At 60.1% G+C, this 25,166-nt stretch carries 11 protein-coding genes and 1 tRNA gene; 7 read left to right on the top strand and 5 right to left on the bottom strand.

Annotated features, from left to right (window positions below; all coding sequences use genetic code 11):
• The first annotated feature begins 85 nt into the window (after positions 1-85).
• Positions 86-2,473 (top strand): adenosylcobalamin-dependent ribonucleoside-diphosphate reductase, encoded by a 2,388-nt coding sequence (locus EAO39_RS11740; RefSeq protein WP_120967560.1) that lies wholly within the window; start codon positions 86-88, stop codon positions 2,471-2,473.
• 71 nt (positions 2,474-2,544) lie between these two features.
• Positions 2,545-2,868: a hypothetical protein gene (locus EAO39_RS11735; RefSeq protein ID WP_120967558.1), complete on the top strand. Its 324-nt coding sequence runs from the start codon at positions 2,545-2,547 to the stop codon at positions 2,866-2,868.
• A 78-nt stretch (positions 2,869-2,946) separates the two neighbouring features.
• Here EAO39_RS11735 and bla read toward each other — a convergent pair whose 3' ends face one another.
• Positions 2,947-3,849 carry a class A beta-lactamase gene (gene bla / locus EAO39_RS11730; protein ID WP_120967556.1) on the bottom strand — a complete coding sequence of 301 codons (903 nt, stop codon included), beginning with the start codon at positions 3,847-3,849 and terminating at the stop codon, positions 2,947-2,949.
• A 119-nt stretch (positions 3,850-3,968) separates the two neighbouring features.
• Between bla and EAO39_RS11725 the strand changes: the two genes are divergently transcribed.
• The 5 genes from EAO39_RS11725 to EAO39_RS11705 all read left to right on the top strand — a co-directional run bounded on the left by EAO39_RS11725 (position 3,969) and on the right by EAO39_RS11705 (position 10,125).
• Positions 3,969-4,922, top strand: coding sequence for a LysR family transcriptional regulator (locus EAO39_RS11725; protein ID WP_120967554.1), 954 nt, complete (start codon positions 3,969-3,971; stop codon positions 4,920-4,922).
• A gap of 172 nt (positions 4,923-5,094) precedes the next feature.
• Positions 5,095-6,199, top strand: a protein-coding gene (prfB, locus tag EAO39_RS11720; RefSeq protein WP_120967553.1) for a peptide chain release factor 2 whose coding sequence is annotated in 2 segments (ribosomal slippage) — positions 5,095-5,175 and positions 5,177-6,199 — 1,104 coding nt in all. Because the reading frame shifts where the segments join, the coding sequence is not laid out codon by codon here.
• Positions 6,200-6,219: 20 nt separating this feature from the next.
• Entirely contained in the window at positions 6,220-8,943 is a 2,724-nt protein-coding gene (gene pepN, locus EAO39_RS11715) for an aminopeptidase N (protein WP_120967552.1), read from the top strand.
• 72 nt (positions 8,944-9,015) lie between these two features.
• Positions 9,016-10,023 carry a class 1 fructose-bisphosphatase gene (locus EAO39_RS11710; RefSeq protein WP_120967550.1) on the top strand — a complete coding sequence of 336 codons (1,008 nt, stop codon included), beginning with the start codon at positions 9,016-9,018 and terminating at the stop codon, positions 10,021-10,023.
• Positions 10,024-10,049: 26 nt separating this feature from the next.
• Positions 10,050-10,125: transfer RNA gene (locus EAO39_RS11705), tRNA-Thr, on the top strand.
• Between the two features lie 157 nt (positions 10,126-10,282).
• Here EAO39_RS11705 and EAO39_RS11700 read toward each other — a convergent pair.
• The 4 genes from EAO39_RS11700 to EAO39_RS11685 are packed head-to-tail and all read right to left on the bottom strand — an operon-like array spanning position 10,283 to position 25,098.
• Entirely contained in the window at positions 10,283-12,391 is a 2,109-nt protein-coding gene (locus tag EAO39_RS11700) for a site-2 protease family protein (protein ID WP_205589376.1), read from the bottom strand.
• Between the two features lie 6 nt (positions 12,392-12,397).
• Positions 12,398-13,759, bottom strand: coding sequence for an HlyD family efflux transporter periplasmic adaptor subunit (locus EAO39_RS11695; RefSeq protein ID WP_240466970.1), 1,362 nt, complete (start codon positions 13,757-13,759; stop codon positions 12,398-12,400).
• Between the two features lie 36 nt (positions 13,760-13,795).
• Positions 13,796-22,303, bottom strand: a complete 8,508-nt coding sequence (locus EAO39_RS11690; RefSeq protein WP_120967548.1) for an Ig-like domain-containing protein — start codon at positions 22,301-22,303, stop codon at positions 13,796-13,798.
• A complete protein-coding gene (locus tag EAO39_RS11685) occupies positions 22,294-25,098 on the bottom strand; it encodes a DUF4347 domain-containing protein (protein ID WP_120967546.1) in 2,805 nt (934 codons plus the stop codon). The genes EAO39_RS11690 and EAO39_RS11685 overlap by 10 nt, the downstream gene beginning before the upstream one ends.
• Positions 25,099-25,166: the final 68 nt, after the last annotated feature.

Here is a 25,166-nt window from a genome sequence, read left to right as displayed (position 1 = left end):
GCACAGGGCGTTTGTTGCGCTGCGTCACAGCTTTTTTGTACCAACTGGGTACAAAGGCGTATCCGACTCAAGCAAGTGATACGCCATGAAATCCCTCCCTCCCCAGGCCATCAGCCAGGATGTGCTGGCCGAAAAATATCTGGCTGCAGGTGAGCAGTCAGAGCAAGAACTGTTTGCCCGCGTGGCCAAGGCCCTGGCGGCGGTGGAAGCGCCCGAGTTGCAGGCCCACTGGGAGCAGCAGTTTGCCGCCAATCTGGCACGTGGCGCCATTGGCGCGGGTCGCATCATGGCCGCAGCCGGCCTCGATACCAAGGCCACGCTGATCAACTGCTTTGTGCAACCGGTGGCCGATGCCACCAATGGTTTTGATGCCCAGGGCAACCCCGGCATTTACACCGCCCTCTCTCAGGCGGCAGAGACCATGCGCCGGGGCGGCGGCGTGGGCTACGATTTTTCCAACCTGCGCCCGCGCGGTGCACTGGTGCGGGGCACGAACTCCCTGGCCTCCGGCCCCTGCTCTTTTATCGATGTGTTCGATGCCTCCTGCACCACGGTGGAATCCGCAGGCGCCCGACGCGGGGCGCAAATGGGAGTCCTGCGCATTGACCACCCCGATGTGCATGAATTCATCACCGCCAAGCGTGTCAAGGGGCGTTGGAACAATTTCAATGTTTCGGTGGGAGTCAGCAGCGCCTTCATGCAAGCCGTCAAGGCAGATGCGTCCTGGGATCTGGTACATGTCGCCATGCCTAGCCAGGTGCAGATTCAGGCGGGCGCGCACCTCAGGGAAGCCGGCAAAGAAAGTGTGTGGGTGTACCAAAGCCTGCCGGCCCGCCAGCTGTGGGATGCCATCATGCGTTCGGCCTATGACTTTGCCGAACCCGGCATTCTGTTTCTGGACAATATCAACCAGGACAACAACCTTTGGTATGCCGAGCAGATTTCGGCAACCAACCCCTGCGGCGAACAGCCGCTTCCGCCTTATGGCTGCTGCGATCTGGGGCCGGTCATACTCACCCGCTTTGTGCGGGAGCCGTTCACCAGCCAGGCCTGTTTCGATCTGGAGGGCTTTGCCGCCGCCGTAGCCGTTCAGGTGCGCATGCTGGACAACGTGCTAGACGCCACCGTCTGGCCTCTGCCCGAGCAGCAGCGCGAAGCCCAGCAAAAGCGGCGCATCGGCGTGGGTTTTACCGGACTGGGCGATGCGCTGATTCTGCTGGGCCTGCATTACGCCAGCGCCGAGGGCCTGGCCCAGGCCGAAGCCATTGCCCGCACCTTGCGCGATGCCGCCTATGCCGCCTCGGTGGAGCTAGCGCAGGAAAAAGGCGTGTTTCCGCTGTTCAACGCCAAGCAATACCTCAAAAGCGGTTTTGCCAAGCGCCTGCCCAAAGAGCTGCGCTCCGCCATCAAAAAGCACGGCCTGCGCAACAGCCATCTGCTGTCGATTGCGCCCACAGGCACGGTCTCGCTGGCCTTTGCCGACAATGCCTCCAATGGCATAGAGCCGCCGTTTTCCTGGACTTACACCCGCAAAAAGCGCACTGCCGATGGCGGCGAGCAGTTCTATAGCGTGCAAGACCATGCCTACCGCCTCTACAAAGCCCTGCATGGCGAAGACGCGCCGCTACCCGATTATTTTGTGAGCGCATTGGAGCTCAGTGCCAGCGAGCATGTGGCCATGATGCGCACGGTGCAGCCGTTTATAGACACCTCGATCTCCAAGACCGTCAATATCCCGGCCGACTACCCATTCGAAGATTTCAAGCACCTGTATATGGAGTGCTGGGAGGCCGGTCTCAAAGGCTGCGCCACCTACCGGCCCAACGATACGCTGGGCGCCGTGCTGGCTCTGGCCCCGGAACCTGATAAGAATCAAGTCCCAGCCCAATCGGATAATGCACCACCAGCTATCAATTCAGGAATGAACGCCGTCATCGAACGCCGCCCTGAAGGACCGCTGAACGCCGTGGTGGACAAGATCGAGTACTTCACCCACGACGGTGCCCGCCGCCTGTATCTGGTGGTGAGCTTTGTGGTCATAGACGGCGTGGAGCGCCCCATCGAATTTTTCATGCCCGTGGGCCAGACCGGAGAAAGCCAGCAGTGGATTACCGCCACCATGCGCAGTCTGAGCCTGGCCGCACGCGGCGGCTTTCTGGACAAGGCTCTGGCCGATCTGCGCAAGGTCGCCTGGGATAGAGGCCCAGTGCGCTACGGCCATAAGACACGCGAAGACGGCAGCCGCATCCCGCTGTGGCATGACAGCGAGGTGGCGCTGCTGGCCTATGCCATTCAAAGCATCATCGCCAACCGCGGCCAGCCGCAGCCTGCGCCCAGCACGGCTGCCACGCCTGCCCCCTCCAATTCACCCCTTATGGGCGGCAAATGCCCGGAATGCGGCGCCCATGCGGTGATCAAGAAGGACGGCTGCTCTTTTTGCACGGCCTGCGGCCATATCGGAGCCTGCGGTTAAAGCACTGCGGTCTGCATGAACGGCTCTGGACTGAGGTACAACTGCGGTATGCAATTTCTACCCAACCGGCCATGAGCATCGTCGTCTACTACCTGCACAACAGCAGCCCCGAAGGAGCCGAGCCTGCATGGCAGGCCCTGTGCCAGCCGTTCAGCGACGCCCAGATGAGCGAAGCCTTGAAACAATGCCAGCTGCTGCGCGGCGACACGCGCAACGCCCACGTCACCATCTCGTCAGAGCTGCGCGCCATGGTGGGTCCCATAGGCGTGGCAGCTGTGGAGAACGGCCAGACGCCCGACGGCCACGCCTATGACTGGAGCAAGGCCGGCCGCGCCGGCGCCAGCCGCAGAAATGCACAGCAGCCGCCGGTGCAGCGCAAGGATATGGACAACTGAAAACCCAGGGGCCTTGAACGCGCTTCAAAAGCAACAAATCCCGGGCTTGCCGGGATTTGTTGCTGCGCCAGCTCACCGTCAGATGGCGTAATACCAGCGCTTGACCGCCTCCCCGGCCTTGGCCAGCACGGCATCGCGCCCGGGGCCGTCCAGTTTGCTGCCCGTCAGATACGCCGTCACCAGAATCGGCGAGGACTGGGGCGTGGGCCAGACCACCAGGTTGTCGCAGGCTGTGCCGTTCTCGCCCGAGCCGGTCTTGCCCCCAAACTTCCAATCAGTGGGCATGCCGGCGCGCAGGCGCTTGTCGCCCGTGCGGCTTTCTATCAGCCATTGTCGCAAAAATGCTCTGCCAAACCCTTCGATCACGTCACCCCGCTGCAAGGTTTGCAGGGTTTGCGCCATGGCGGCAGGCGTGGTGGTATCGCGCTCGTCTCCGGCAATGGCCGTATTGAGCTGCGGCTCGCGGCGATCCAGCCTAGTGGTCTTGTCACCTATTTCGGCCAGCCAGGCGGTCAATGCCGCCGGGCCGCCTGTGGCATCAAGCAGCACATTGGCTGCGGTGTTGTCGCTGAAGACCACGGCCGCTTCGCACAACTCCAGGGGCGTCATACCGCCGTTAGCGCCAGCGCGCTTTTCCGTCACCGGCGACCATGGCACCAGCTCCGAGGGCGAGAAATATCGCTTGCGCCAGAGCTCGATTTGTCCTTTTTGCGCCAGATACAGCACGCGCGCTGCCAGAAGCGTCTTGAAGGTACTGCACATGGGAAAGCGCTCGTCACTGCGGTAGCCCGCCGTCGCGCCCGAGCTGGTGTCGATCACATAAAGACCGAGACGGCCTTGCGCCTGAATTTCTATCTGCGCCAGCTCTTCAGCCAAGAGATTGGCCGCTCTGGCTTGTCGCCGGTTCAACAAGGCACAGCCGCCCAAGCCCAAGCTCAACCCTGATGCCAGCGCGGATGCCAATACGCTGCGTCGTTGCATAAGTTCCTCTACTGATTACGTCCTACAAGTTGCAGCATATAGCGCGGTAAAAACAAAGACCATCGGTAATATTTGACATCTGTCATAAGAAAAACTTTTAACTAAATCAGAATGGCGCTATGCAACTGCCTCTCAACGCCTTGCGCATGTTCGATGCCGCCGCCCGGCATCTGAACCTGACCCGCGCCGCCCAGGAGCTCCATGTCACCCAGGCGGCAGTCAGCCAGCACATACGCAATCTGGAAGAGCGCCTGGGCAAGCCGCTGTTCAGACGCCTGCCCCGCGGTCTGGCGCTCACCGATGAAGGCCAGGCCTTGTGGCCCGTGGTGGCGCAAAGCTTTGAGCGCATCGAGCAATCGCTGCAGCAAGTGGCCGAACCGCGCCCGCGCGAGATACTGACGGTGGGCGTGGTCGGCACATTTGCGATTGGCTGGCTGATTCCGCGCCTGAGCCAGTTTCAGCAGCTACATCCCTATATCGATCTGCGCCTGCTTACCCATAACAACCGGGTGGATCTGGCTGGCGAAGGATTAGACGCTGCCGTGCGCTTTGGCGATGGCTCCTGGCACGGCACGCATGCGCACATGCTGCTGCGCGCCCCGCTCTCGCCCATGTGTGCCCCGGCACTGGCCCAGCACCTGCGCCAGCCCGCAGATCTGGCAGGCCAGACGCTGTTGCGCTCCTACCGCAGCCATGAATGGGACGGCTGGTTTGCCGCGGCCCAGCTGCCCGCCCCGCTGGCGCGCGGCGCCATGTTCGATTCATCGCTGACGCTGGCCGAAGCCGCCACCCAAGGAGCGGGCGTGGCCTTGCTGCCCGCGCGCATGTTTGAACACATGCTGCTGCAGGGCCGGCTGGTGCGCCCTTTCATGCAGGAAGTGGATACAGGCGCCTACTGGCTGACCCACCTCAAATCCCGCCAGCCAAGTGCTGCACTGGCCACTTTCAGGCAATGGCTGCTGGCGCAGCTGGAGCGAGACCCGGCCGACGACGGCGGGCGTGATGCAGTGGACAACCCGCCAGGCGCAATCGGGCAGCTGAGGAAAACCCACAATATGTCGCAGGAACACTGATGGCCGGCCTGCTCCTATTTGCAAGCGTCTGCCACAAATACAAGGGCCAAACTCCGGCCACCATCGCGCTGATTCGAGTGCAAAAACACCGTGTGCACGGGCATTGCGTCCTCACAGCCCCTCAGCATGCGAAAATCGCAGGCTAATTCTCAAAGAACACGATAGGTACATCATGGAAGCAGAACGCATCAACCAAATCGGCAACACCCTCGAAGATCTGGCCGCTCGTACGGCCGATCTCCGGAGGTATCTTTGACTACGATGCAAAGTACGAACGCCTGCGCACGGTAAACGCCTCGCTGGAAGACCCTGCCGTCTGGAACGATCCCAAGAAGGCACAGGAACTGGGCAAGGAAAAGAAGTCGCTCGACTCCGTCGTGCTGACGCTGGAAAAGCTCACCACTGAGTTGGCCGACAACGCCGAGCTGTTCGAGATGAGCAAGGAAGAAGGCGATGAAGCTGGCCTTGAAACCATCGAAGCCGAAACCGCCAAGCTCAAGCCGCTGATCGAAGAGCTGGAGTTCCGCCGCATGTTCGGTGGCGAAGCCGATCCGCTGAACTGCTTTATCGACATCCAGGCCGGTGCCGGTGGTACCGAGGCTTGCGACTGGGCCAGCATGCTGCTGCGCCAGTACCTCAAGTACGCAGAGCGCAAGGGCTTCAAGGCTACGGTGGAGGAAGAGACTCCGGGCGACGTGGCCGGCATCAAGAGCGCAACCATCAAGGTGGAAGGCGAATACGCCTACGGCCTGCTACGCACGGAAACCGGCGTACACCGCCTGGTGCGCAAGTCGCCGTTTGACTCCTCGGGCGGGCGCCACACCAGCTTTTCCTCGCTGTTCGTCTACCCCGAGATTGATGACTCCATCGAGATCAACATCAATCCGTCCGATGTGCGTACCGACACCTACCGTGCCTCTGGCGCCGGTGGTCAGCACATCAACAAGACCGACTCCGCCGTGCGTCTGACCCACATGCCCACCGGCATCGTAGTGCAATGCCAGGATGGCCGCAGCCAGCACAGCAACCGTGATGTGGCATGGCAGCGCCTGCGCTCCAAGCTCTATGACTTCGAGATGCGCAAGCGCATGGAAGAGCAGCAAAAGCTGGAAGACACCAAGACCGATGTGGGCTGGGGTCACCAGATCCGCTCCTACGTTCTGGACAACAGCCGTATCAAGGACTTGCGCACCAACGTCGAAGTCTCTGCCACCCAGAAGGTGCTGGACGGTGATCTGGACGTGTTCATCGAAGCCTCGCTCAAGCAAGGCCTCTGATCCCTTCGAAAGGAATCGATATGCTGCAACTGCGTGACGGGCAAGCCCCTGCCACCGCCATCTACCGCGCTGACTACCAGGCTCCCGCCTGGTGGATAGACACGGTGGATCTGACTTTTGACCTGGACCCTGCCAAGACCCGCGTGCTCAGCAAGATGCACGTGCGCCGCAATCCCGATGTGGCGGCCCAGCCTCTGCGCCTGGATGGCGACGAGCTGAATCTGGCACGCGTGCTGGTCAACGGCGCGGGCACCTCGTTCAAGATGGACGGCGACCAGCTGGTACTGGAGAACCTGCCCGAAGGCCTGGAGCCCGTGGAGCTGGAAATCTTCACCACCTGCGCGCCGGCCAGGAATACCAAGCTCATGGGCCTGTATGTGAGCGAGGACACGTTCTTCACGCAGTGCGAAGCCGAAGGCTTTCGCCGCATCACCTATTTCCTGGATCGCCCCGATGTGATGGCCATGTATACCGTCACGCTGCGCGCCAACAAAGCCCTGTATCCGGTGCTGCTGTCCAATGGCAATCTGGTCGATTCCGGCGATCTGGAAGAAGGCCGCCACTTTGCCAAGTGGGTCGATCCGCACAAAAAGCCCAGCTATCTGTTTGCCTTGGTGGCGGGCAAGCTCGTCGCCCGCGAGCAACAGATCAAGAGCCGTGCCGGCAACAACCACCTGCTGCAGGTGTTTGTGCGCCCCGGCGATCTGGAAAAGACCGAGCACGCCATGAACTCGCTCATGCACTCCATTGCATGGGATGAGGCGCGCTTTGGCCTGTCCTTGGATCTGGAGCGCTTCATGATCGTCGCCACCAGCGACTTCAACATGGGTGCCATGGAAAACAAGGGCTTGAACATATTCAACACCAAGTATGTTCTGGCCAACCAGTCCACGGCCACCGACACCGATTACTTCAATATCGAGAGCGTGGTCGGCCATGAATACTTCCACAACTGGACAGGCGACCGCGTCACCTGCCGCGACTGGTTCCAGCTCTCGCTCAAGGAAGGCCTGACCGTTTTTCGCGACCAGGAGTTCTCCATGGACATGGCGGGCAGCGCCTCTGCGCGCGCCGTCAAGCGCATCGACGATGTGCGCGTGCTGCGCACAGCCCAGTTCCCCGAAGATGCCGGCCCCATGGCCCATCCGGTGCGCCCTGACAGCTATATCGAGATCAACAACTTCTACACGGTCACGATCTACGAAAAAGGCGCCGAAGTCGTGCGCATGCAGCACAACCTGGTGGGCCTCAAAGGCTTTGCCAAGGGAATGAAGCTGTATTTCGAGCGCCACGACGGCCAGGCCGTGACCTGCGACGACTTCTCGCAAGCCATTGCCGATGCCAACCCCGACTCGCCTCTGGCCCAGCATCTGCCGCAGTTCCGCCACTGGTACAGCCAGGCTGGCACGCCCGTGCTCAAGGCCGTGGGCCAGTACGATGCAGCGGCGCAAACCTACACGCTGACGCTGTCGCAAAGCTGCGCACCCACCGTGAGCCAACCCCAGAAGCTGCCGTTTGTGATTCCCGTGCAAATGGGTCTGATCACCGTCAGCGGCCAGGAAATTGCGCTGCAACTGCAAGGCGAAGAAGCGGCACAAGTCAGCACCAGCCGCATGCTGGTACTGACCGAAGCCACGCAAAGCTTTGTCTTCACCAACGTGAGCGAAGCTCCCGTGCCTTCGCTGCTGCGCGCTTTCAGCGCCCCCGTGGTGCTGGACTGTGAGTTCAGCGATGCACAGCTGCTGACCCTGCTGGCCCACGACAGCGATCCTTTCAATCAGTGGGAAGCCAGCCAGCGCCTGGGCCTGCGTTACGCTCTCAAGGCGATAGCAGCTGCCGCAGATGCAGAAAGCACTAGCGGTCAATTTGGCACTGAAGTTTTGCCTGCAGACTATGTGCAAGCCCTGCGCGATGTGCTGTGCAACGACCAGCTCGATACCGCGTTCAAGGACCTGATGCTGACCTTACCATCGGAAGGCTATATCGCCGAACAGCTGGCCGAGGTCGACCCGCAGCGCGTGCATGCCGTGCGCGAAGCCATGCAACTGCAGTTGGCAGGCGCGCTGCAAAGCGAGTGGGAAGCGGTGTGGGAAACCCATCGCGATACCGGCGCCTATACGCCTGACCATGTCAGCGCCGGACGCCGCGCGCTGGCCGGTCGCGCCCTGACCATGCTGTGCCTGACAGCGGTGCGCAACGGCGATAGCGTCTGGCCCGGCCGTGCCTACCAGCGCTGCAAAGATGCAGGAAACATGACAGACCGCCTTGCGGCCCTGTCTGCCCTGCTCTACAGCGCCAGTCCGCTGGCCGAGCAAGCCCTGCAGCGCTTTCATGCCATGTTCCAGCAGGATGCGTTGGTGCTCGACAAATGGTTCTCGCTGCAAGGCGGTGCCTGCGATCGCGGCGGCAATGTGCTGCCCGCCGTCAAGGCCCTGATGAAGCATGCGGACTTCCAGATCAAGAACCCCAACCGCGCCCGCAGCCTGATCTTCAGCTTCTGCAACAACCAGGGTGCGTTCCACCGCAGCGATGCGGCAGGCTATGTGTTCTGGGCCGACCGCGTGATCGAGATCGACGCCTTCAACCCCCAGGTGGCCGCGCGTCTGGCCCGTGTGATGGATCGCTGGAAAAAACTGGCCGATCCCTACCGCACGGCGGCACATGCCGCCATCGAGCGCGTCGCTGCAAAGCCCAATCTGTCCAACGACGTACGCGAGGTCATCACCCGCGCGCTGGCAGATTAAAGTTTTAGCCTTTTCCTATTTCAACCATTCGGGCGCTGCATGCGGCGCCCTGTTTCCTTTCAAGGAGCGCTTATGACACGACGTGTCAGCCTGACCCGCTATCTGGTCGAACAACAACGCATGGACGGCCGCATCCCTCCCCAGCTGCGCCTGCTGCTGGAAGTGGTGGCCCGCGCCTGCAAGCGCATCAGCTTTGCCGTAAACAAGGGCGAACTCGGTGACGTGATGGGCACGGCCGGTAGCGAGAACGTCCAGGGCGAAGTGCAGAAAAAGCTGGACATCATCGCCAACGAAACGCTGATCGAAGCCAATGAATGGGGCGGTCACCTGGCCGCCATGGCCTCGGAAGAAATGGAAGGCATCTATGTGGTGCCCAATCGTTATCCGCAAGGCGAATACCTGCTGATGTTCGACCCGCTGGACGGTTCCTCCAACATCGACATCAACGCCTCCATCGGCACCATCTTCAGCGTGCTCAAGAAGCCCGAAGGCCACCCCGGCGTACACGATAACGATTTCATGCAGCCCGGCTCCAGCCAAGTGGCTGCAGGCTACTGCATCTACGGCCCCCAGACCACCCTGGTGCTGACCGTGGGCGATGGCGTGAGCATGTTCACTCTGGATCGCGAGCAAGGCTCCTTCGTGCTGGTGGAAGAAAACGTCACGATTCCTGAAGACACCAAGGAATTTGCCATCAACATGTCCAACATGCGCCACTGGGACGAACCCATCAAGCGCTATGTGGACGAATGCCTGGCAGGCAAGGAAGGCCCGCGCGGCAAGGACTTCAACATGCGCTGGGTGGCAGCCATGGTGGCCGACGTGCACCGTATCCTGTGCCGCGGCGGCATCTTCATGTATCCCTGGGACAAGCGCGAACCGCAAAAGGCCGGCAAGCTGCGACTGATGTATGAAGCCAACCCCATGAGCTGGCTGATCGAACAAGCCGGCGGCGCCGCCACCAACGGCCGCCAGCGCATTCTGGACATACAGCCCACCCAGCTGCACGAGCGCGTCAGCGTCGTCCTAGGCTCCAAGAACGAAGTCGAGCGCGTGACCAAGTACCACACAGAAGCCTGATTTTCGCGCTATAATATTTTTCTATTGCCGGTGTAGCTCAGTCGGTAGAGCAGCTCATTCGTAATGAGAAGGTCGGGCGTTCGATTCGTCTCTCCGGCACCAAGTCAAATAAGGAAACCCCGCTATGTTTTGCATAGCGGGGTTTTTCTTTATGTATTCATGTCGCCATGCAGACTTTTAGAGTCTTTGACCAGCACGCACCGTTTCTACCAAACATCGTGCGTACCGCAACCCAAGTCTCAACAACCTTTTACTAAAACTAAAAACCAGCCTCCCTCCAAAACACGCTTGCAGCTGTATTGACAAACTGAGAGGCGATGGCCTCCCAGCGGCCATGGATGCTGACTTTGCCTCGCCAGCGGTGTTGGGAAGCAGCCTCTCCAGCAGACGGCGTTGTCACATCCAACACAACTCTGTAGACGGGACGCTCTGGGTAGAGCGCACCCTGCATGCTTCTCACCGGAATATTGCCACCGGCAAGCGTAGACAAGTTTGCTTCTGAAAGCACCCGGCTTGCGTCCTGGTCAATGCTGCGAACCTTCAAATCCAGCACGGGCCCCGCTCCACCATCAGAGATAAAAATCCCGCTATCACCTATGCGGAGGCGCTGAACATCTTCTTCCTGCACATAGGCAAGAACCTCCAACTGAGCGCCTACGACCTTACCCAACAATTCATGGCGTGCCAGCCAATCACCAGGGCGAAGGTCTGGATCAACATCTCTCAGCACGCCCGTACCTGCCGAGCTCAGGCGATAGCGACTGGCTTCGGTTTCTATCGCCAACTGCTGAGCCGTCGCCTGTGTTTGGCGCTCCAGCAGAACCTGCCAATCCCGACGTAGTTCGGAGTCAAAACCCGCAGCAGCCATTTGCTGCAAATACTGAGTCTGCTGAGCATCGCTTTGGGCTTGAGCAGCTTTTAGAGACGGCGAATCCAGCATAAAGATCGGCGCATTCACTTCAGTCATCTGTGCTTCTGGCAGCAGTTGCTGTTGCAACTGCGATGCCTCGAGTGCATGCAAAGGCCATACTTCGGCGGATTGCAACATACCTTGCGTACGAACCGGAGTAGGCAATGGCAGCCAGCAGAGAACGACGAGAGCGATCACCCCTACGGCACTCCAACGGGCTCTTCGACTATTAATAATCTGCGGCCAGCGCTTGTACCAGGCTGAAATTTCGGACCAAAGGGGCTTGGCAATGAACCACACAATTTCCACCAAAAATAGCAAGATGCCCAGTGCCTTGATAAAAAAGTGATAGACCAAGGCAGCAATACCCAGAAATAAGACTAGTCGATAAATCCAGGTCACCCAGGCAAACACAATTAGCCAACGGCGTTTTGAATCCGTGAAGGACTCGGGCGCCGGCTCACCAAGATTGAAAAGCTTTTCTCTCAAATCCCAGCGCGCCAGCGCAAAAGCACGTGAATGCAAGTTGGGCATTTGCAAAAAATCCGATAGCAAAAAATAGCCGTCAAAGCGCATGAAAGGGCTGGCATTGATCGCCAAGGTGCTGACCCAGGTGGTGGTGGCCAGTAGAAAAGCCATGGACTTTGGCACACCATCGGGTAACCAGACCCAGGCCAACAAGGCCCATGCAGCGATGACGAGCTCCGTCACGATACCTGCACCAGCCACCTTGAGACGCTGGTCACGTCGAGTCAGTTTCCAGACCTCATTGGTGTCGGTGTAAGCCACCGGCCACAACACCAGAAACGCTATGCCCATGGTGGGAACACGGCAGCCAAATCGTTTGGCCGTAAAGCCATGACCCAGTTCATGCAGCACTTTGACAAACCCCAGCGTCAGTCCATGGGCCAGTAGCCCCTGCCAAGTCAATGAGTCAACCAAGGTGGCCGTGAACTCTCCCCAGGAGCGTGAAACACCCCAAATTCCCGCGACCAGAGCCAGCATACTGGCCCAGCCAAACGTACGACCGAAGAAGAACTCCAGTCGCGGAGCCCAACGCCCCAGCCACCGATCAGGCTTGATCAGCGGCACCCGGAAAAACAGGTAGTTGTGAAGCAACCATTGCATCCAGCTTGATCGCCTGGACTGCCATTGCTGAGCCAGCTTTGCGGCGCAATTCGGCTCGGGCTCTAGTAGGTCATTGCGCTGTGCAAATTGAAAAAGCGCAGCCACATCTTCCTCACGGAGTGTCAATGTCGTGTCATTGATGATGTCCTGCGCAATGGATTGCGCAGTACCTAAATGCCAGCGTTTGAACACTTCGAAGCTGGCCCAATCAAGCTGAAAGAATAGATTGCGCACCGGGTCATGCAAAGTCCAGCTCGGCTGGCCATCAGGCAGCACGGGTCCGGGGAGCAAATCAAGCTCCTCACGCAGACTGGGCCAAGCACTATTCATGCTCGCCTACCAAGCAATGAATTGGCGAAGCACGGCCCAGGGCTTGCGCAAAACCCAATAGGCCAACGGCACCCATTCACCTTGCAGTTTGGCAGTCCCTTTAAGGCCAATGCGTGCGCCCTCCTCAAAAGGCATGGCAGCGCGCATCCGATAGGCATAGCTGCCATCAGGCCTGGCGCTGGCGTCATACGCCATGTATCTAAGCTTGCCTTCGAGCCCTGCCATGGGGTTAGCCGCCAAATACAGTTTCACAGGAGAGCCTTGCTTCAGAGGAATGGCGTCACTGACAGGAACCCAGGCCTCGATTTCCACCTCATTGGGACGGGCGATACGCATTACCCGCTCGCCAGTCTGCACAGGCTTACCCAGCCACTCTATGGGCGCATCAAATAAAACCATGCCATCTTCAGACGCCAACACCCGGCTGCGATCACGTTGATCGTTCAGGTATTGCACCTCGCTGCGCTTCTCGCCAATGCGGCCAACCAGTGCTGCCAGTTGCGCTTTGGAGCGTGCATCACCCAGGGCCAACTGAGCAGACTGTCGGTATTCGGCTTCGGCTGTCAGCAATGCTTGCTGTGCGACATCCAGGCGACTGCTGATCTGAGCCTCATCCAAGCCAAACAGAGGATCACCTTTGCGCACGATCTGATTGGGTTGAACATGAATCTGGTCTATGACCCCGTCCAGGGGCGCTCTGAGAACCACGGGCTGAGCGGCAACCAGCTCCCCTGGCGCCAGAACGCTCATATGCACAGGTAGAACACTTAGTACAAGCAACCCACCCAACGCCCAAGTGGACTTCTTCAACCACCATTTTTGAGCGACAGCGCTGGAAGCCACAGACTTTCGCCAAAGCCTAGACTGGCCGGCCTTCAATGCCTCATAAGCGTGAAACCAGATATGGCTCCATTCTGCGAGAAGTGGAAGGCGCTGTGCTTCAAAGGGATGGGAACCTGAGAGCAGCAGCCCCCCACGGGGAAGAGCCGCCGCAACGTCCTCAAGCAAAGGAACCCATACCGCATACGCTCCGAGCCATTCGCTCCAGGATTTGGCCAATTCAGGGGGAAGCTGAGAAATATCAACGCTGCGCACTTGCGTTGATTGCTGAGCATGTAAAAAACGACACAGCTCATTCAACCACTGGGCATAAGGCGTATTTTTATCATGCTCCACCACACCAGACACCGCAGTCACTCCGCTGTGGCTTATCCATAAACAGGCTTGGCGATAAGGGGCCAGCAAACGGCTATCGTTGACCAGCATGAAGCCAAGTTCGGCACTGCTGCGCGCAGCCCGAGCGCGATGACCCAACTCCAGCAGCAGCATCGCCGGGTTCACGTTCTGAGGTAACACAGCTGCGTTCACCGCACTACTCCTCGGGTGGCTTTGCGCATGATTTCATCAACCACGGGAATACATAGGCATTCTGTGCCCCGCCTGATGCTTCGCTGCATTTGCCATCTTCTCGCTCAGCCCTGCACGTCCGGGGAGCACGACTGATGAAGTACGAGCAGTACCGATCACCAGCTTGAAAGTTTGAACGGACTCACGCCCCTGTCCATCGCTCACCTTGATATGCAAAACAAGTGTGGCGTTCATGTCTTTAGGCGCATTGATCAACAGCTGACCTGTATTACGGTCCAATTGAATCCATCCAGGCAAGGCTTGTTGCCCGGATAAACTAAATTGCAGTGAAGATGTATCGAATGAGCTTTCTGGAGCTATCAGCAAGGCCTTCAGATTCAGGCTGGAGCCAGTTCCAGCAAGAGCAGAAAGAAGCTCAGGAGTTCCATCAAGCCCGGATCGGATTGCCTCTCCCGAGGCAGGAAGAGGCGAACCCATCCAGTCACCAAAGCCTGTGACAGCTTGCAAAGCGGTCAATCCATATCCCGCCCCGCTCTCTGCCCCTGATATTCCAGAATTTTGCGCTGAAGATGTTGGGTGAAGTAATGTCGGCGCGGAATGGAGAAAGTCAATGCTCGGTTCAGCTACCTCTGATGGCTGAAATAAGTTGGCAGCAATCCCCTGAGTCATCGGCATCCCCGAATCACTGGCTGCCAATGCAGTTTGCGGCAGTACCGCAGGAGGTAGCAATGGCTCAACGACGAAGTTGAGCAAAGCCTCGCGGGACGTATTGCCTGCTGTGTCTATCTGCTGAACCAAAAGCCGGTGTGCACCGAGACCCGATAGTTGCAGAGCGCCGCCTTGGCCAACATTCCAGGACACACCGTTGTCCAGTGAATATTGCCAACGAGCACCTGCTTCCACCCCAGAAACAAAGACAACACCTGTGGGTGAGATCTGCTGTCCATTCACCAAGGTGAATTGATCCAGTGAAAGCTCTGGTACGGCAGGGGCAAGCGTTTCAACGGCATAAACGTTGGAGTCAGTGCTGCCTGTGCCGGTGTTGCCTGCTGCGTCCTTCACACCTGCATTGTTCAAGGTAATTAGATTGTCCGTGTGCTCAACATCAGCCACAGGCGTCAAGGTCGCCGTCCAGGTCTTGCCGCCATCCGAAGAGCTCAAGCCGCTCAACACCCCATTGGCAACCGTGAAGTCCGCCGTGGTCAAACCGGTGACCGCTTCGTTAAAGGTGATCGTCACCAGCGAGGTCTCGCCCACTGACAAAGCGCTATCGGCCACCACAATGCCGGCCGTGGGACGCAAGGTGTCGATGGCATAGCTATTGGAGTCACTCGTGCCCGTGCCGGTGTTGCCGGCGGCATCCATATAGCCGGTGTTGTCCAGCGTGATCAGATTGGCGGTGTTCTCGAGATTGACCGTCGGCGTCAAGGTCGCCGTCCAGATCTTGCCGCCATCGCTGCTGCTCAAACCGCTCAACACCCCGTTGGCAACCGTAAAGTCCGCCGTGGTCAAACCGGTGACCACCTCGTTAAAGGTGATGGTCACCAGCGAGGTTTCGCCCACTTTGAGTGCCGCATCGCTGACCACAATGGTCGCCGTGGGACGCAAGGTGTCGATGGCGTAGTTGCCCGAGTCCGTCGTTCCCGTGCCGGTGTTGCCGGTAGCATCCGCATAGCCGGTGTTGTCCAGCGTGATCAGATTGCTGGTGTCGGTAATGCCCACCGTGGGCGTCAAGGTCGCCGTCCAGGTGCTGCCGCCATCGCTGCTGCTGACTGCGCTCAACGTACCGTTGGCGATGGTTAGGTCGGCATTGGTGAAACCAGTTACCGCTTCGCTGAAGGTAATGGTCACCAGCGAGGTTTCGCCCACTTTGAGTGCCGCATCGCTGACCACAATGGTCGCCGTGGGACGCAAGGTGTCGATGGCGTAGCTATTGGAGTCACTCGTGCCCGTGCCGGTGTTGCCGGCGGCATCCATATAGCCGGTGTTATCCAGCGTGATCAGATTGGCGGTGTTCTCGAGATTGACCGTCGGCGTCAAGGTCGCCGTCCAGATCTTGCCGCCATCGCTGCTGCTCAAGCCGGACAGCGCACCGTTGGCAACCGTGAAGTCCGCCGTGGTCAATCCGCTCACCGCCTCGTTAAAGGTGATGGTCACCAGCGAGGTTTCGCCCACTTTGAGCGCCGCATCGCTGACCACAATGGTCGCCGTGGGACGCACGGTGTCGATGGCGTAGCTATTGGAGTCACTCGTGCCCGTGCCGCTGTTGCCGGCAGCATCCGCATAGCCGGTGTTGTCCAGCGTGATCAGATTGGCGGTGTTCTCGAGATTGACCGTCGGCGTCAAGGTCGCCGTCCAGATCTTGCCGCCATCGCTGCTGCTCAAGCCGGACAGCGCACCATTGGCAACCGTAAAGTCCGCCGTGGTCAAACCGGTGACCGCCTCGTTAAAGGTGATGGTCACCAGCGAGGTTTCGCCCACTTTGAGTGCCGCATCGCTGACCACCATGGTCGCCGTGGGACGCACGGTGTCGATGGCGTAGCTATTGGAGTCACTCGTGCCCGTGCCGCTGTTGCCGGCAGCATCCGCATAGCCGGTGTTGTCCAGCGTGATCAGATTGACGGTGTTCTCGAGATTGACCGTCGGCGTCAAGGTCGCCGTCCAGGTCTTGCCGCCATCGCTGCTGCTCAAGCCGGACAGCGCACCGTTGGCAACCGTAAAGTCCGCCGTGGTCAAACCGGTGACCGCCTCGTTAAAGGTGATGGTCACCAGCGAGGTTTCGCCCACTTTGAGTGCCGCATCGCTGACCACCATGGTCGCCGTGGGACGCACGGTGTCGATGGCGTAGCTATTGGAGTCACTCGTGCCCGTGCCGCTGTTGCCGGCAGCATCCGCATAGCCGGTGTTGTCCAGCGTGATCAGATTGGCGGTGTTCTCGAGATTGACCGTCGGCGTCAAGGTCGCCGTCCAGGTCTTGCCGCCATCGCTGCTGCTCAAGCCGGACAGCGCACCGTTGGCAACCGTAAAGTCCGCCGTGGTCAAACCGGTGACCGCCTCGTTAAAGGTGATGGTCACCAGCGAGGTTTCGCCCACTTTGAGTGCCGCATCGCTGACCACAATGGTCGCCGTGGGACGCACGGTGTCGATGGCGTAGCTATTGGAGTCACTCGTGCCCGTGCCGCTGTTGCCGGCAGCATCCGCATAGCCGGTGTTGTCCAGCGTGATCAGATTGGCGGTGTTCTCGAGATTGACCGTCGGCGTCAAGGTCGCCGTCCAGGTCTTGCCGCCATCGCTGCTGCTCAAGCCGGACAGCGCACCGTTGGCAACCGTGAAGTCCGCCGTGGTCAATCCGCTCACCGCCTCGTTAAAGGTGATGGTCACCAGCGAGGTTTCGCCCACTTTGAGTGCCGCATCGCTGACCACCATGGTCGCCGTGGGACGCACGGTGTCGATGGCGTAGCTATTGGAGTCACTCGTGCCCGTGCCGCTGTTGCCGGCAGCATCCGCATAGCCGGTGTTGTCCAGCGTGATCAGATTGACGGTGTTCTCGAGATTGACCGTCGGCGTCAAGGTCGCCGTCCAGGTCTTGCCGCCATCGCTGCTGCTCAAGCCGGACAGCGTGCCGTTGCCAACCGTAAAGTCCGCTGTGGTCAAACCGGTCACCGCCTCGTTAAAGGTGATGGTGACCAGCGAGGTCTCGCCCACTGACAAAGCGCTATCGGCCACCACAATGCCGGCCGTGGGACGCAAGGTATCGATGGCGTAGCTATTGGAGTCACTCGTGCCCGTGCCGCTGTTGCCGGCGGCATCCATATAGCCGGTGTTGTCCAGCGTGATCAGATTGCTGGTGTCGGTAATGCCGGCCGCAGGCGTCAAGGTCGCCGTCCAGGTGCTGCCGCCATCGCTGCTGCTCAAGCCGGACAGCGTGCCGTTGGCGACCGTGAAGTCCGCCGTGGTCAATCCGGTCACCGTCTCGTTAAAGGTGATGGTCACCAGCGAGGTTTCGCCCACTTTGAGCGCCGCATCGCTGACCACAATGGTCGCCGTGGGGCGTACAGCGTCAACACGCACGCCGGAGGTACTGGCAACGTTCTTGAGTAAGGTGATCGCATCGTTACCCACGGCATCACGCATCGTCGCCCCATTGAGCTGCATGCTATTGCCGACACTGATGCCATTGCTGTCAAGTTGGCCGCCGGTAACCGTCAAACGGAATACCAGAGCATTGGTTCCTGCGCCGGACAGGTAAGTTGCATAGGCCGTGACACCATTGTCCAGAGTGACCTCCAAACGTGGTGAACCCGCAGTAGTGTCGAGTTGCACCACATCGTCCAGATGCACGGTGAAGTCGAGGTTCTGCCCGGCCACATAGCTGCCGTTGGCCGGGACATCAACGCTGGTGATACTCGGCGCAATACGGTCGACGGCATAGACTGCACCGGAGAGGCCACCGACCACCGCATTGTCCGCAGCATCGACGATACCGGTTCCGCTGCCGTTGAGGTTCAACCCCAGCGTTCCTAAACCACTCAAGCCGTTCACCAGAACAGTCCAGGTTGTGCCGTTGACCCGGGTCACAGTAGAGATCGTGCCGCCGGCGCTTCCGGTGAGAGTCAGAGCGAAGTCATTGACATCCACACCGCTGACGTCTTCGCTGAAGGTCACGGTGAAGCTGACCGAGCCGTTGTTGGTCGGCGTCGCGTCGACATGGACAATGCCGCTGGCGCTCGGTGCGGTGGTGTCCACCAGCACGCCAGCAGTGCTGCCGAGGCCATTGAGCGTCAGATTCAGGTTATTGCCGGCAAGATCGGTGAGGGATTCGCCGCGCAAGTCTAGGGTGTTGACAGCGATACCATCGGTATCGGTGTCACCACTCTGCACGGTGTACTTGAACACCAACTGCGCGCTACCGCTGCCCGAGATATAGGTGGCATAACGGGTCGCGCCGCCCACATTGAGCACCAGCCGTGGCGCAAGCCCACCGATCTGAACCGCCTCACTGGCCGCCATGGTGAACAACAGCTCGGTGCCCGCCTTGTAGCTGCCACCGGCCGGAACTGCCACGCTGACCACCGTCGGCACCACACCGTCGACCTTGACGTTGGCCGGGCTGGCGATGTTGTTCAACGCGGTCACGCTATTGTTGCCAGCGGCATCACGGATGCTGCCGCCGTTAGGGTCCACGCTGTTGCCAAGCGTGACACCAGTGCTATCGAGCTGCCCGCTCGCCACCACCAGACGGAACACCAGGACGCTGCTGCCGGAGCCAGACACATAGTCTGCATATACCGTGCCGCCCGTGTCGAGGGTCACGGCAATGCGCGGGGTGCCACCAACGGTGCTGACCACCACGTTTTCACTGAAGTTGACTGTGAAATCGAGGTTCTGGCCGACGATGTAGCTGCCATCGGACGGCATGCCGACGCTGGCCACCACCGGCACCACACCATCGACCACGATATTGCTGCGACCGCCCAGAGAGTTCGCACCGCCTATGGTCGGCAGGGTCAGGATCGCCAGATCGCTGGTGTTGTTGCTGATCACCGCGCCGTTCATTTGCAGCGCGGCGGTGCTCTGGAAATCAAGGTCGACGCTGCTATCACCGGCCTGTACGGTGTACTTGAACACCAGGGTGTTGCTGCCCGTCCCGCTCACATAAACCGCATTGCGATCCAGCAGTCCGGTCTCCAGCAACAGGCTCGGAATACCGCCGCTGGTATCGGCGTTGACCACCTGGTCGAAGACCACGTTGACCAGCACTTCGTCACCTATCTTGACGGTGCGATCCAGGCCCTGGGCAGAAACACTGGTGACCGCCGGGTTGGCCGGAACCACGGTGATGAGGATCAGGTCGAAATCGGTCTTGGCACCGCCGCTGCCGGAGAAACCCATGTCGTTGGTCTGGATGCTCATTTGAGCATTGCCGAGGAAGCCGGTGGTCGGCTTGAACGTCAGACTCTGCAGCGTGGTATTGAGATCAGCCAGGGTCCCCTGCATGCGGATGGAGGTGTCATCGACGCCATCGCCGGTCACGAAGCTCACACCGCCGGCAGCGGTCAGCGACATGGTGCCGTTCACCGAGTTCAGGATCACGATCACGTTGCTGCTGCCGGCATCCGGATCGCTGAAAGAAATGGCGTTGCCTTTAAGGGTGTTGAACGCCAGGACCACGTTCTGCTTGATGGTCTGAGCACCCGGCACACTGTTGACCGGCGCATCGTTCACCGCGGAGACGTTGATGATCACGGTCTTGCTATCGGTCTGCGCAGCGCCGCCGGTATTGCCGTTGTCGTTGATCGAAACCGTCAGCAGCACGCTGTCGGTGCTGTTGAGCGCAGTCTGGAACGACACGCGGGTGGCGGCGATGAAGGTGTTGATATCGCTCAGGCTGCCGGACAGCGTGAGCGTACCGGTACCCGAACCATCCACCGTGACCCCGCTGCCGGAGACGGCGCGCAGGACACCGCTTGGCACCGAGAAGGTTGCAGTGACCGAAGCATTGCCGGCGTCCACGTCGCTGAAGCTGATGTTGGTCACGCCGCCGGGTACATCCTCGGTTACAGTGAGTGACACCGGTACGGTGACCACCGGCGCGTCGTTCACCGGGGTGACCGAGAGGGTGATGGTCTTGGTGTCGGTACCGACGCTGCCAGTGTCGACCCCGACGGTCAGGGTCACGTCGGCCGTGGTGTTGGCCGCCGTGGTGTAGGTTACGCGGTTGTTGGAAATGAAGGCATTGACATTGGCGATGGTACCGCTCAGGGTCATTGCGGTAGGGGTTCCGCCCACGGTCACGCCAGCGCCGCCTAGGGCTCCAAGGGTGCCGGAGGTGACGCTCAGGGTCATGAAGATGTTGCTGGAGTCAGGATCGCTGATGCTGATCTGGCTGATTACCGTGGCGATGTCCTCTAGCACCGTGATGCTCGTCGGCACATTGATCAGCGGTGCGTCATCCACGGCGCTGATGAGGATGTTACGGGAGACGCTCAGGGAGTCCAGGCTACCGTCATTGACCTTGAACTCTACGGTGCGGGTCCCCACTGTGGGCGAGTCTGACAGGTTGGTGAAGGTCACCGCCTGCAACGCCGCCTGGAACTGCGCCAGGCTCGCCTGGTTGCCAGCAGAGGTTAGGGTCAGGGTGCCAGTGCCGGCATCCCACGTGCCGATGATATTGCCCATGGTCGCCGAAACGGAAACCAGCGCCAGGTAATCATTGCCGTTGCTGTAGTTGTTCGAAATACGCACGGTCGCCGAGGCGATGTACGGGCCGTCGGCATCGGTGATGGTCAAGCCGCTATCGATGACCACCGGGAGCGACGTGGTGTTGTTGCCCTCGGTCCAGGTCAGGCCGCCGCCACTGCCAGTGAGCGTCGGCGCATCGTTGACCGCAGTCACAGTGATGCTGGCAGTGTTGAGTCCGGTGGAGAACGCCGTGTTGCCGCCAGCGGCGGACGCATTGGCCTTGGTGCCCTGCATGCCGTTGGTGATACCGGTCTGGTCCCAGGCGCGGAACGTGAAGTCGGCGGTGGTGCCATTGACGCCATCCGGCACGAAACGCACATGGTCACTGGAGCGCAGCAGCAGCGCCGAGCTGACGGTGACGACACCGACGTTGTTCCAGGTCGTGCCATCGAGGCTGTACTGCCAGCTGCCATTGCCTGCGCTCAGGCTGGTGATGGCGATGCCCTTGATCGCACCCGTATCGACATCGGTGTAGTTAGTGGAGTACAGCGAGCTGACCAGCACGCCGGGGTTGTTGATCTGGCCATCGGTCAGACCCAGCAAGGTCGGCGACGCGCTGGTCAGTACCGGTGCGTCGTTCACACTGGTAACAGTGAGCGAAGCCGACGCCGTGCCGCTGGAGAAGGCGGTGCTGCCCCCCGAAGAAGTGGTGTCGGCTGTGCGAGGCACAGAGCTGGAGGACGCCGTGCCGCTGCTCCGGTCCCAGGCGCGCAGGGTCAAGGTCGCAGCCTCGCCATTGGCGCCATCAGGGACGTAACGGACATACGTGTTGCCCGTCAGCAGCAACGCAGTGCTGTTAGATACCGTGCCAAAGGCGGTCCAACCGCTGACGCCGTTGAGGGAAAACTGCCAGGTGCCGTTACCGGTGGTGGCGGTAACTGCTGCCCCGAGCAGCGCGCCGGAGTCCGGATCGCTGTAGTTCAGGCCAGCCAGTACCGTGTTTATCTGGGTCCCAGTGGACGTCGTGTCTTCATTCGTGCCTGTCAGGAAGAACGGTCCGCCCGAGAGCGTTGGCGCATCGTTCACCGCAACCAGGGTAACCGCACTGGTCGTGCCAACGTTGGTAGTGTTGCTGCCGCCACCGTTGTCACGCACGCTGAAGAGCACCACCGAACGGCTGGTACCAATGGGCGCTTTGCTGTCGTTGGCGTAGGTCATGCCGTTGATGAGGGCATTGGCCGCCGCTGCCGTAAGCCCTGCTGCGCTGCTTATGGTCACCTCAGCGGTGCCACTGGCATACGTCACCGCAATCGACAGACTGTTGGTCACGGTGTTCACCGAGTTACCGTTGCTCAGGAGCACATCTGTACCGTCGATGCGCAGCCTCTCGGAACTGCTGTTGCCGACGTTGAGACCCTGAAGACGATCTGATCGATTCTCTGGGAAGCCTCGACGGGGCTGATAGCGGTGCTGCTGAACACCGCGACCTCACTGCCGCCCTCGGTGAAGGTCGGGTTGGACGCTGTGATCGTAGCCGTCGGCGCGTCGTTCACCGCAGTAATAGCAAGGCTGATGTTGGCGACGTTGCTGACACCGCCGGTGCCATCGGCAAGGGTGACCTGGATGTTCCGCGCGCCAGTGCCGATATCGGTGGTGTTGCTGTTGCTGTAGGACAACCGCTGCAGCAAGGCGCTGACCACAGTGGGTGTAGCGAGGCTGTTGAAGTTGATGACCAACGGATCGCTGCCGGTACCGCCACTAGCGATGCCGACAATGTTGTTGCTGTAGGAAATGAGGCCACCGGACACACCGATCTGCCCAGCTCCAATGCCTTGGTGCATGACGCCGAGCACATCCTCGCTGTTTACACGGCCCGAATTGATGGTAACGGTGAGTGTACCGCCGGAGAAGTTCAGCGAATCGGCGTCGGTTACCTCAGCATTGCCGCTCGGATCGATCAGCACCGGCGCACCTTTCTCGGTGTAGGTGATGCTGTCGCCATCTAGGCCGGTGATCACGGGCGACGCAATGCTGGACGTGACGAAGTTGAGCGCGGTTTTGGTCTGGATACCCATGTAGACCCTGCCGGAGGCATTGACAAAGGTCTTGCTGTCGATGAGCACTGCATAGGCCACGCCACCGACAAGGTCTGCCGGCGGATCGATGGTCCAGGTGGAACCGCTGCCAGCTACCGCACCGCTATTCACGTCGATGGTCTGTACCACCACACCGTCGCTGGTGCGCACGATTTTGATATTGCCGCTGCCCTTGGTCACGCTCTGGTCGAAGGTCAGCACGATGTTGGCAGACGGCGAGACCGCGCCGCTGTTGTCGGTCGGCGTGCTGCTCAGCAGCTTGGGCGAGGTGCCGTCCTGGTAATAAACGCTGGCGCCGACTCCAGCAAAGGTGCCGAGCAGGTCAGTGTCGCCATCACCGTCGAAATCACCGATGCGGAAGTTGGTGGTACCGAAATCCACCATCTGCAAGCCCTTGAAGGGCGAGTTGGCCCGGGTCACAGTAGGGGCGAAAATGCCATCACCGAGGTTCTCGGCATAGTTCCAGTCGGTGCCGTTGGCGGCCATCTGCCAGAACATGTCGGCATCGCCATCGCCGTCGAAATCGCCAAAGATCGCGCGCTGGGAAAAAATCGCTATCGGGATGTTGCCACCCGCCCCGAGACTGAACGTTCCGTTGCCGTTGTTGAGAAAGAGCGATGCGGAGTTGGCAGCAGCCATGTAAATGATGTCGAGGTCGCCGTCCCCCTCGAAGTCGATCACCCGGTAGTTGAAGTTGCTGTAGGTCGGCAGCGCGAACGAAGCGAACGGCGAAGCACTTTGCGCCACATCGGTGAAGGTGCCGTTGCCGTTGTTCAGCGCATAGCGCCAGCTGTTCAGGTTGTCGACAGTACCGGGCTGGTAGAGGATGTCGGCGGCACCGTCGCCGTTGAAGTCACCCACGACCAGGCGCGAACCGAATTGCGCGCCACCGAAACCGGTGGGGGTTGTACTTTCGAACACACCGTTGTTGTTGCGATACAGGAACGCCGGACCGAGGGTAACGGTAACACCCAGCAGGTCGATATCACCGTCTTTGTCGAAGTCGGCGGCATAGTAATTGGAGCCGGTGTTGGCCATGTCGACCATCGAAACAATGTTGCGAAACGGCGAGGTGATGTCGGTGCGGTCGACAATGGTGAAGCCACCACCGAACTTGCCGGCGGCGAACTTCCACGGCGCGTTGACGGTGTTCGAGGTCTGGAACAGGATGTCAGCTCGCCCGTCACCGTTGAAATCACCGACAACCATCCTCGACAGGGCACCTACTCCCAGTACTGGCGCGCTGGCGTTGGCGCCACCGGTAAACTGGGCGGCCATCACCGCGGTGTAACCTTCCAGTTGCGCGCCCAGTACGGTGGTCTCAATCGAACCGACACTGCGCTCCAGCGTCCAGTTGCCACCCAGGATCGCAGCGCCGGTGTCATCCGCGGACGCCGCGACATCCGCACCGGTGATGCTTGCCAGTTCACCGATAAACGCCTTACCTTGCTCCGTTTCGCCGACTTTGCAACCGTACAACATCAAATCGCCGTCGACCTTGAGCGCCGCACCGATGCTTTCCAGTGCCGCGCGGTGTTCGGCGAGGTTGTAGCCGGCCAGCCAGACATTGCCCACCTGCACGTTGCCGTCGGCACCGTGGGACAGCAGGTGAATGGCATCCAGACCTTCGCGGCCCTTAAGGTAGTCGGCCATCTGCTGCAGGCCGTCCTTGGTCGAATCGAGGATGACGACCTCGGGACTACCCGACAGGCCTTGCAGCAGCTCCGCCATGTTGGCCACCTGACCATCCACAAACACCACCTCCTGGCGCTGTGTTGCCACTCGCGCACCCTCGGTCGCTCTCTGGGCATCTGCCGTCAGTGCATGCCGCAATGCACTGGCCGTGTCCACCGTGTGCTCTGCAGCCACGGGTATCGCAGCATCTGTCACGGCATGCGCCACATCCGCAGCAGCTGCACCGTCAAACATAAAGCGCTGCTCCAGCGCCAGCGGGCGCACGACGCTGGCAGGCTGCGGATGGCGTGGAGCGTCGGCCTTCACGATCTTCGCCGTAAGCGCCTGTGTCAGACGGTTCCAGAGTTGGCGGTGTTTGCGGGTCATCCAATGTCCTTGCTGTGGCTGCTGGCGTAGCTCTGACCAGTTGTGCGGCTTCCGAGCGTCAGTTCAGC

The organism is Comamonas sp. lk (assembly GCF_900564145.1).
Taxonomy (GTDB): domain Bacteria; phylum Pseudomonadota; class Gammaproteobacteria; order Burkholderiales; family Burkholderiaceae_C; genus Comamonas.
The sequence above is the reverse complement of the archived record's forward strand: the minus strand, read 5'-3'. Positions and strand labels throughout refer to the sequence as shown.

Excerpts from the sequence above, each read along its gene's own strand:
- pepN (WP_120967552.1), top strand. The coding sequence starts at position 6,220 with ATGCTGCAACTGCGTGACGGGCAAGCCCCTGCCACCGCCATCTACCGC.
- EAO39_RS11740 (WP_120967560.1), top strand. The coding sequence starts at position 86 with ATGAAATCCCTCCCTCCCCAGGCCATCAGCCAGGATGTGCTGGCCGAA.
- bla (WP_120967556.1), bottom strand. The coding sequence starts at position 3,849 with ATGCAACGACGCAGCGTATTGGCATCCGCGCTGGCATCAGGGTTGAGC.
- EAO39_RS11735 (WP_120967558.1), top strand. The coding sequence starts at position 2,545 with ATGAGCATCGTCGTCTACTACCTGCACAACAGCAGCCCCGAAGGAGCC.
- EAO39_RS11725 (WP_120967554.1), top strand. The coding sequence starts at position 3,969 with ATGCAACTGCCTCTCAACGCCTTGCGCATGTTCGATGCCGCCGCCCGG.
- EAO39_RS11710 (WP_120967550.1), top strand. The coding sequence starts at position 9,016 with ATGACACGACGTGTCAGCCTGACCCGCTATCTGGTCGAACAACAACGC.
- EAO39_RS11685 (WP_120967546.1), bottom strand. The coding sequence starts at position 25,098 with ATGACCCGCAAACACCGCCAACTCTGGAACCGTCTGACACAGGCGCTT.
- EAO39_RS11700 (WP_205589376.1), bottom strand. The coding sequence starts at position 12,391 with ATGAATAGTGCTTGGCCCAGTCTGCGTGAGGAGCTTGATTTGCTCCCC.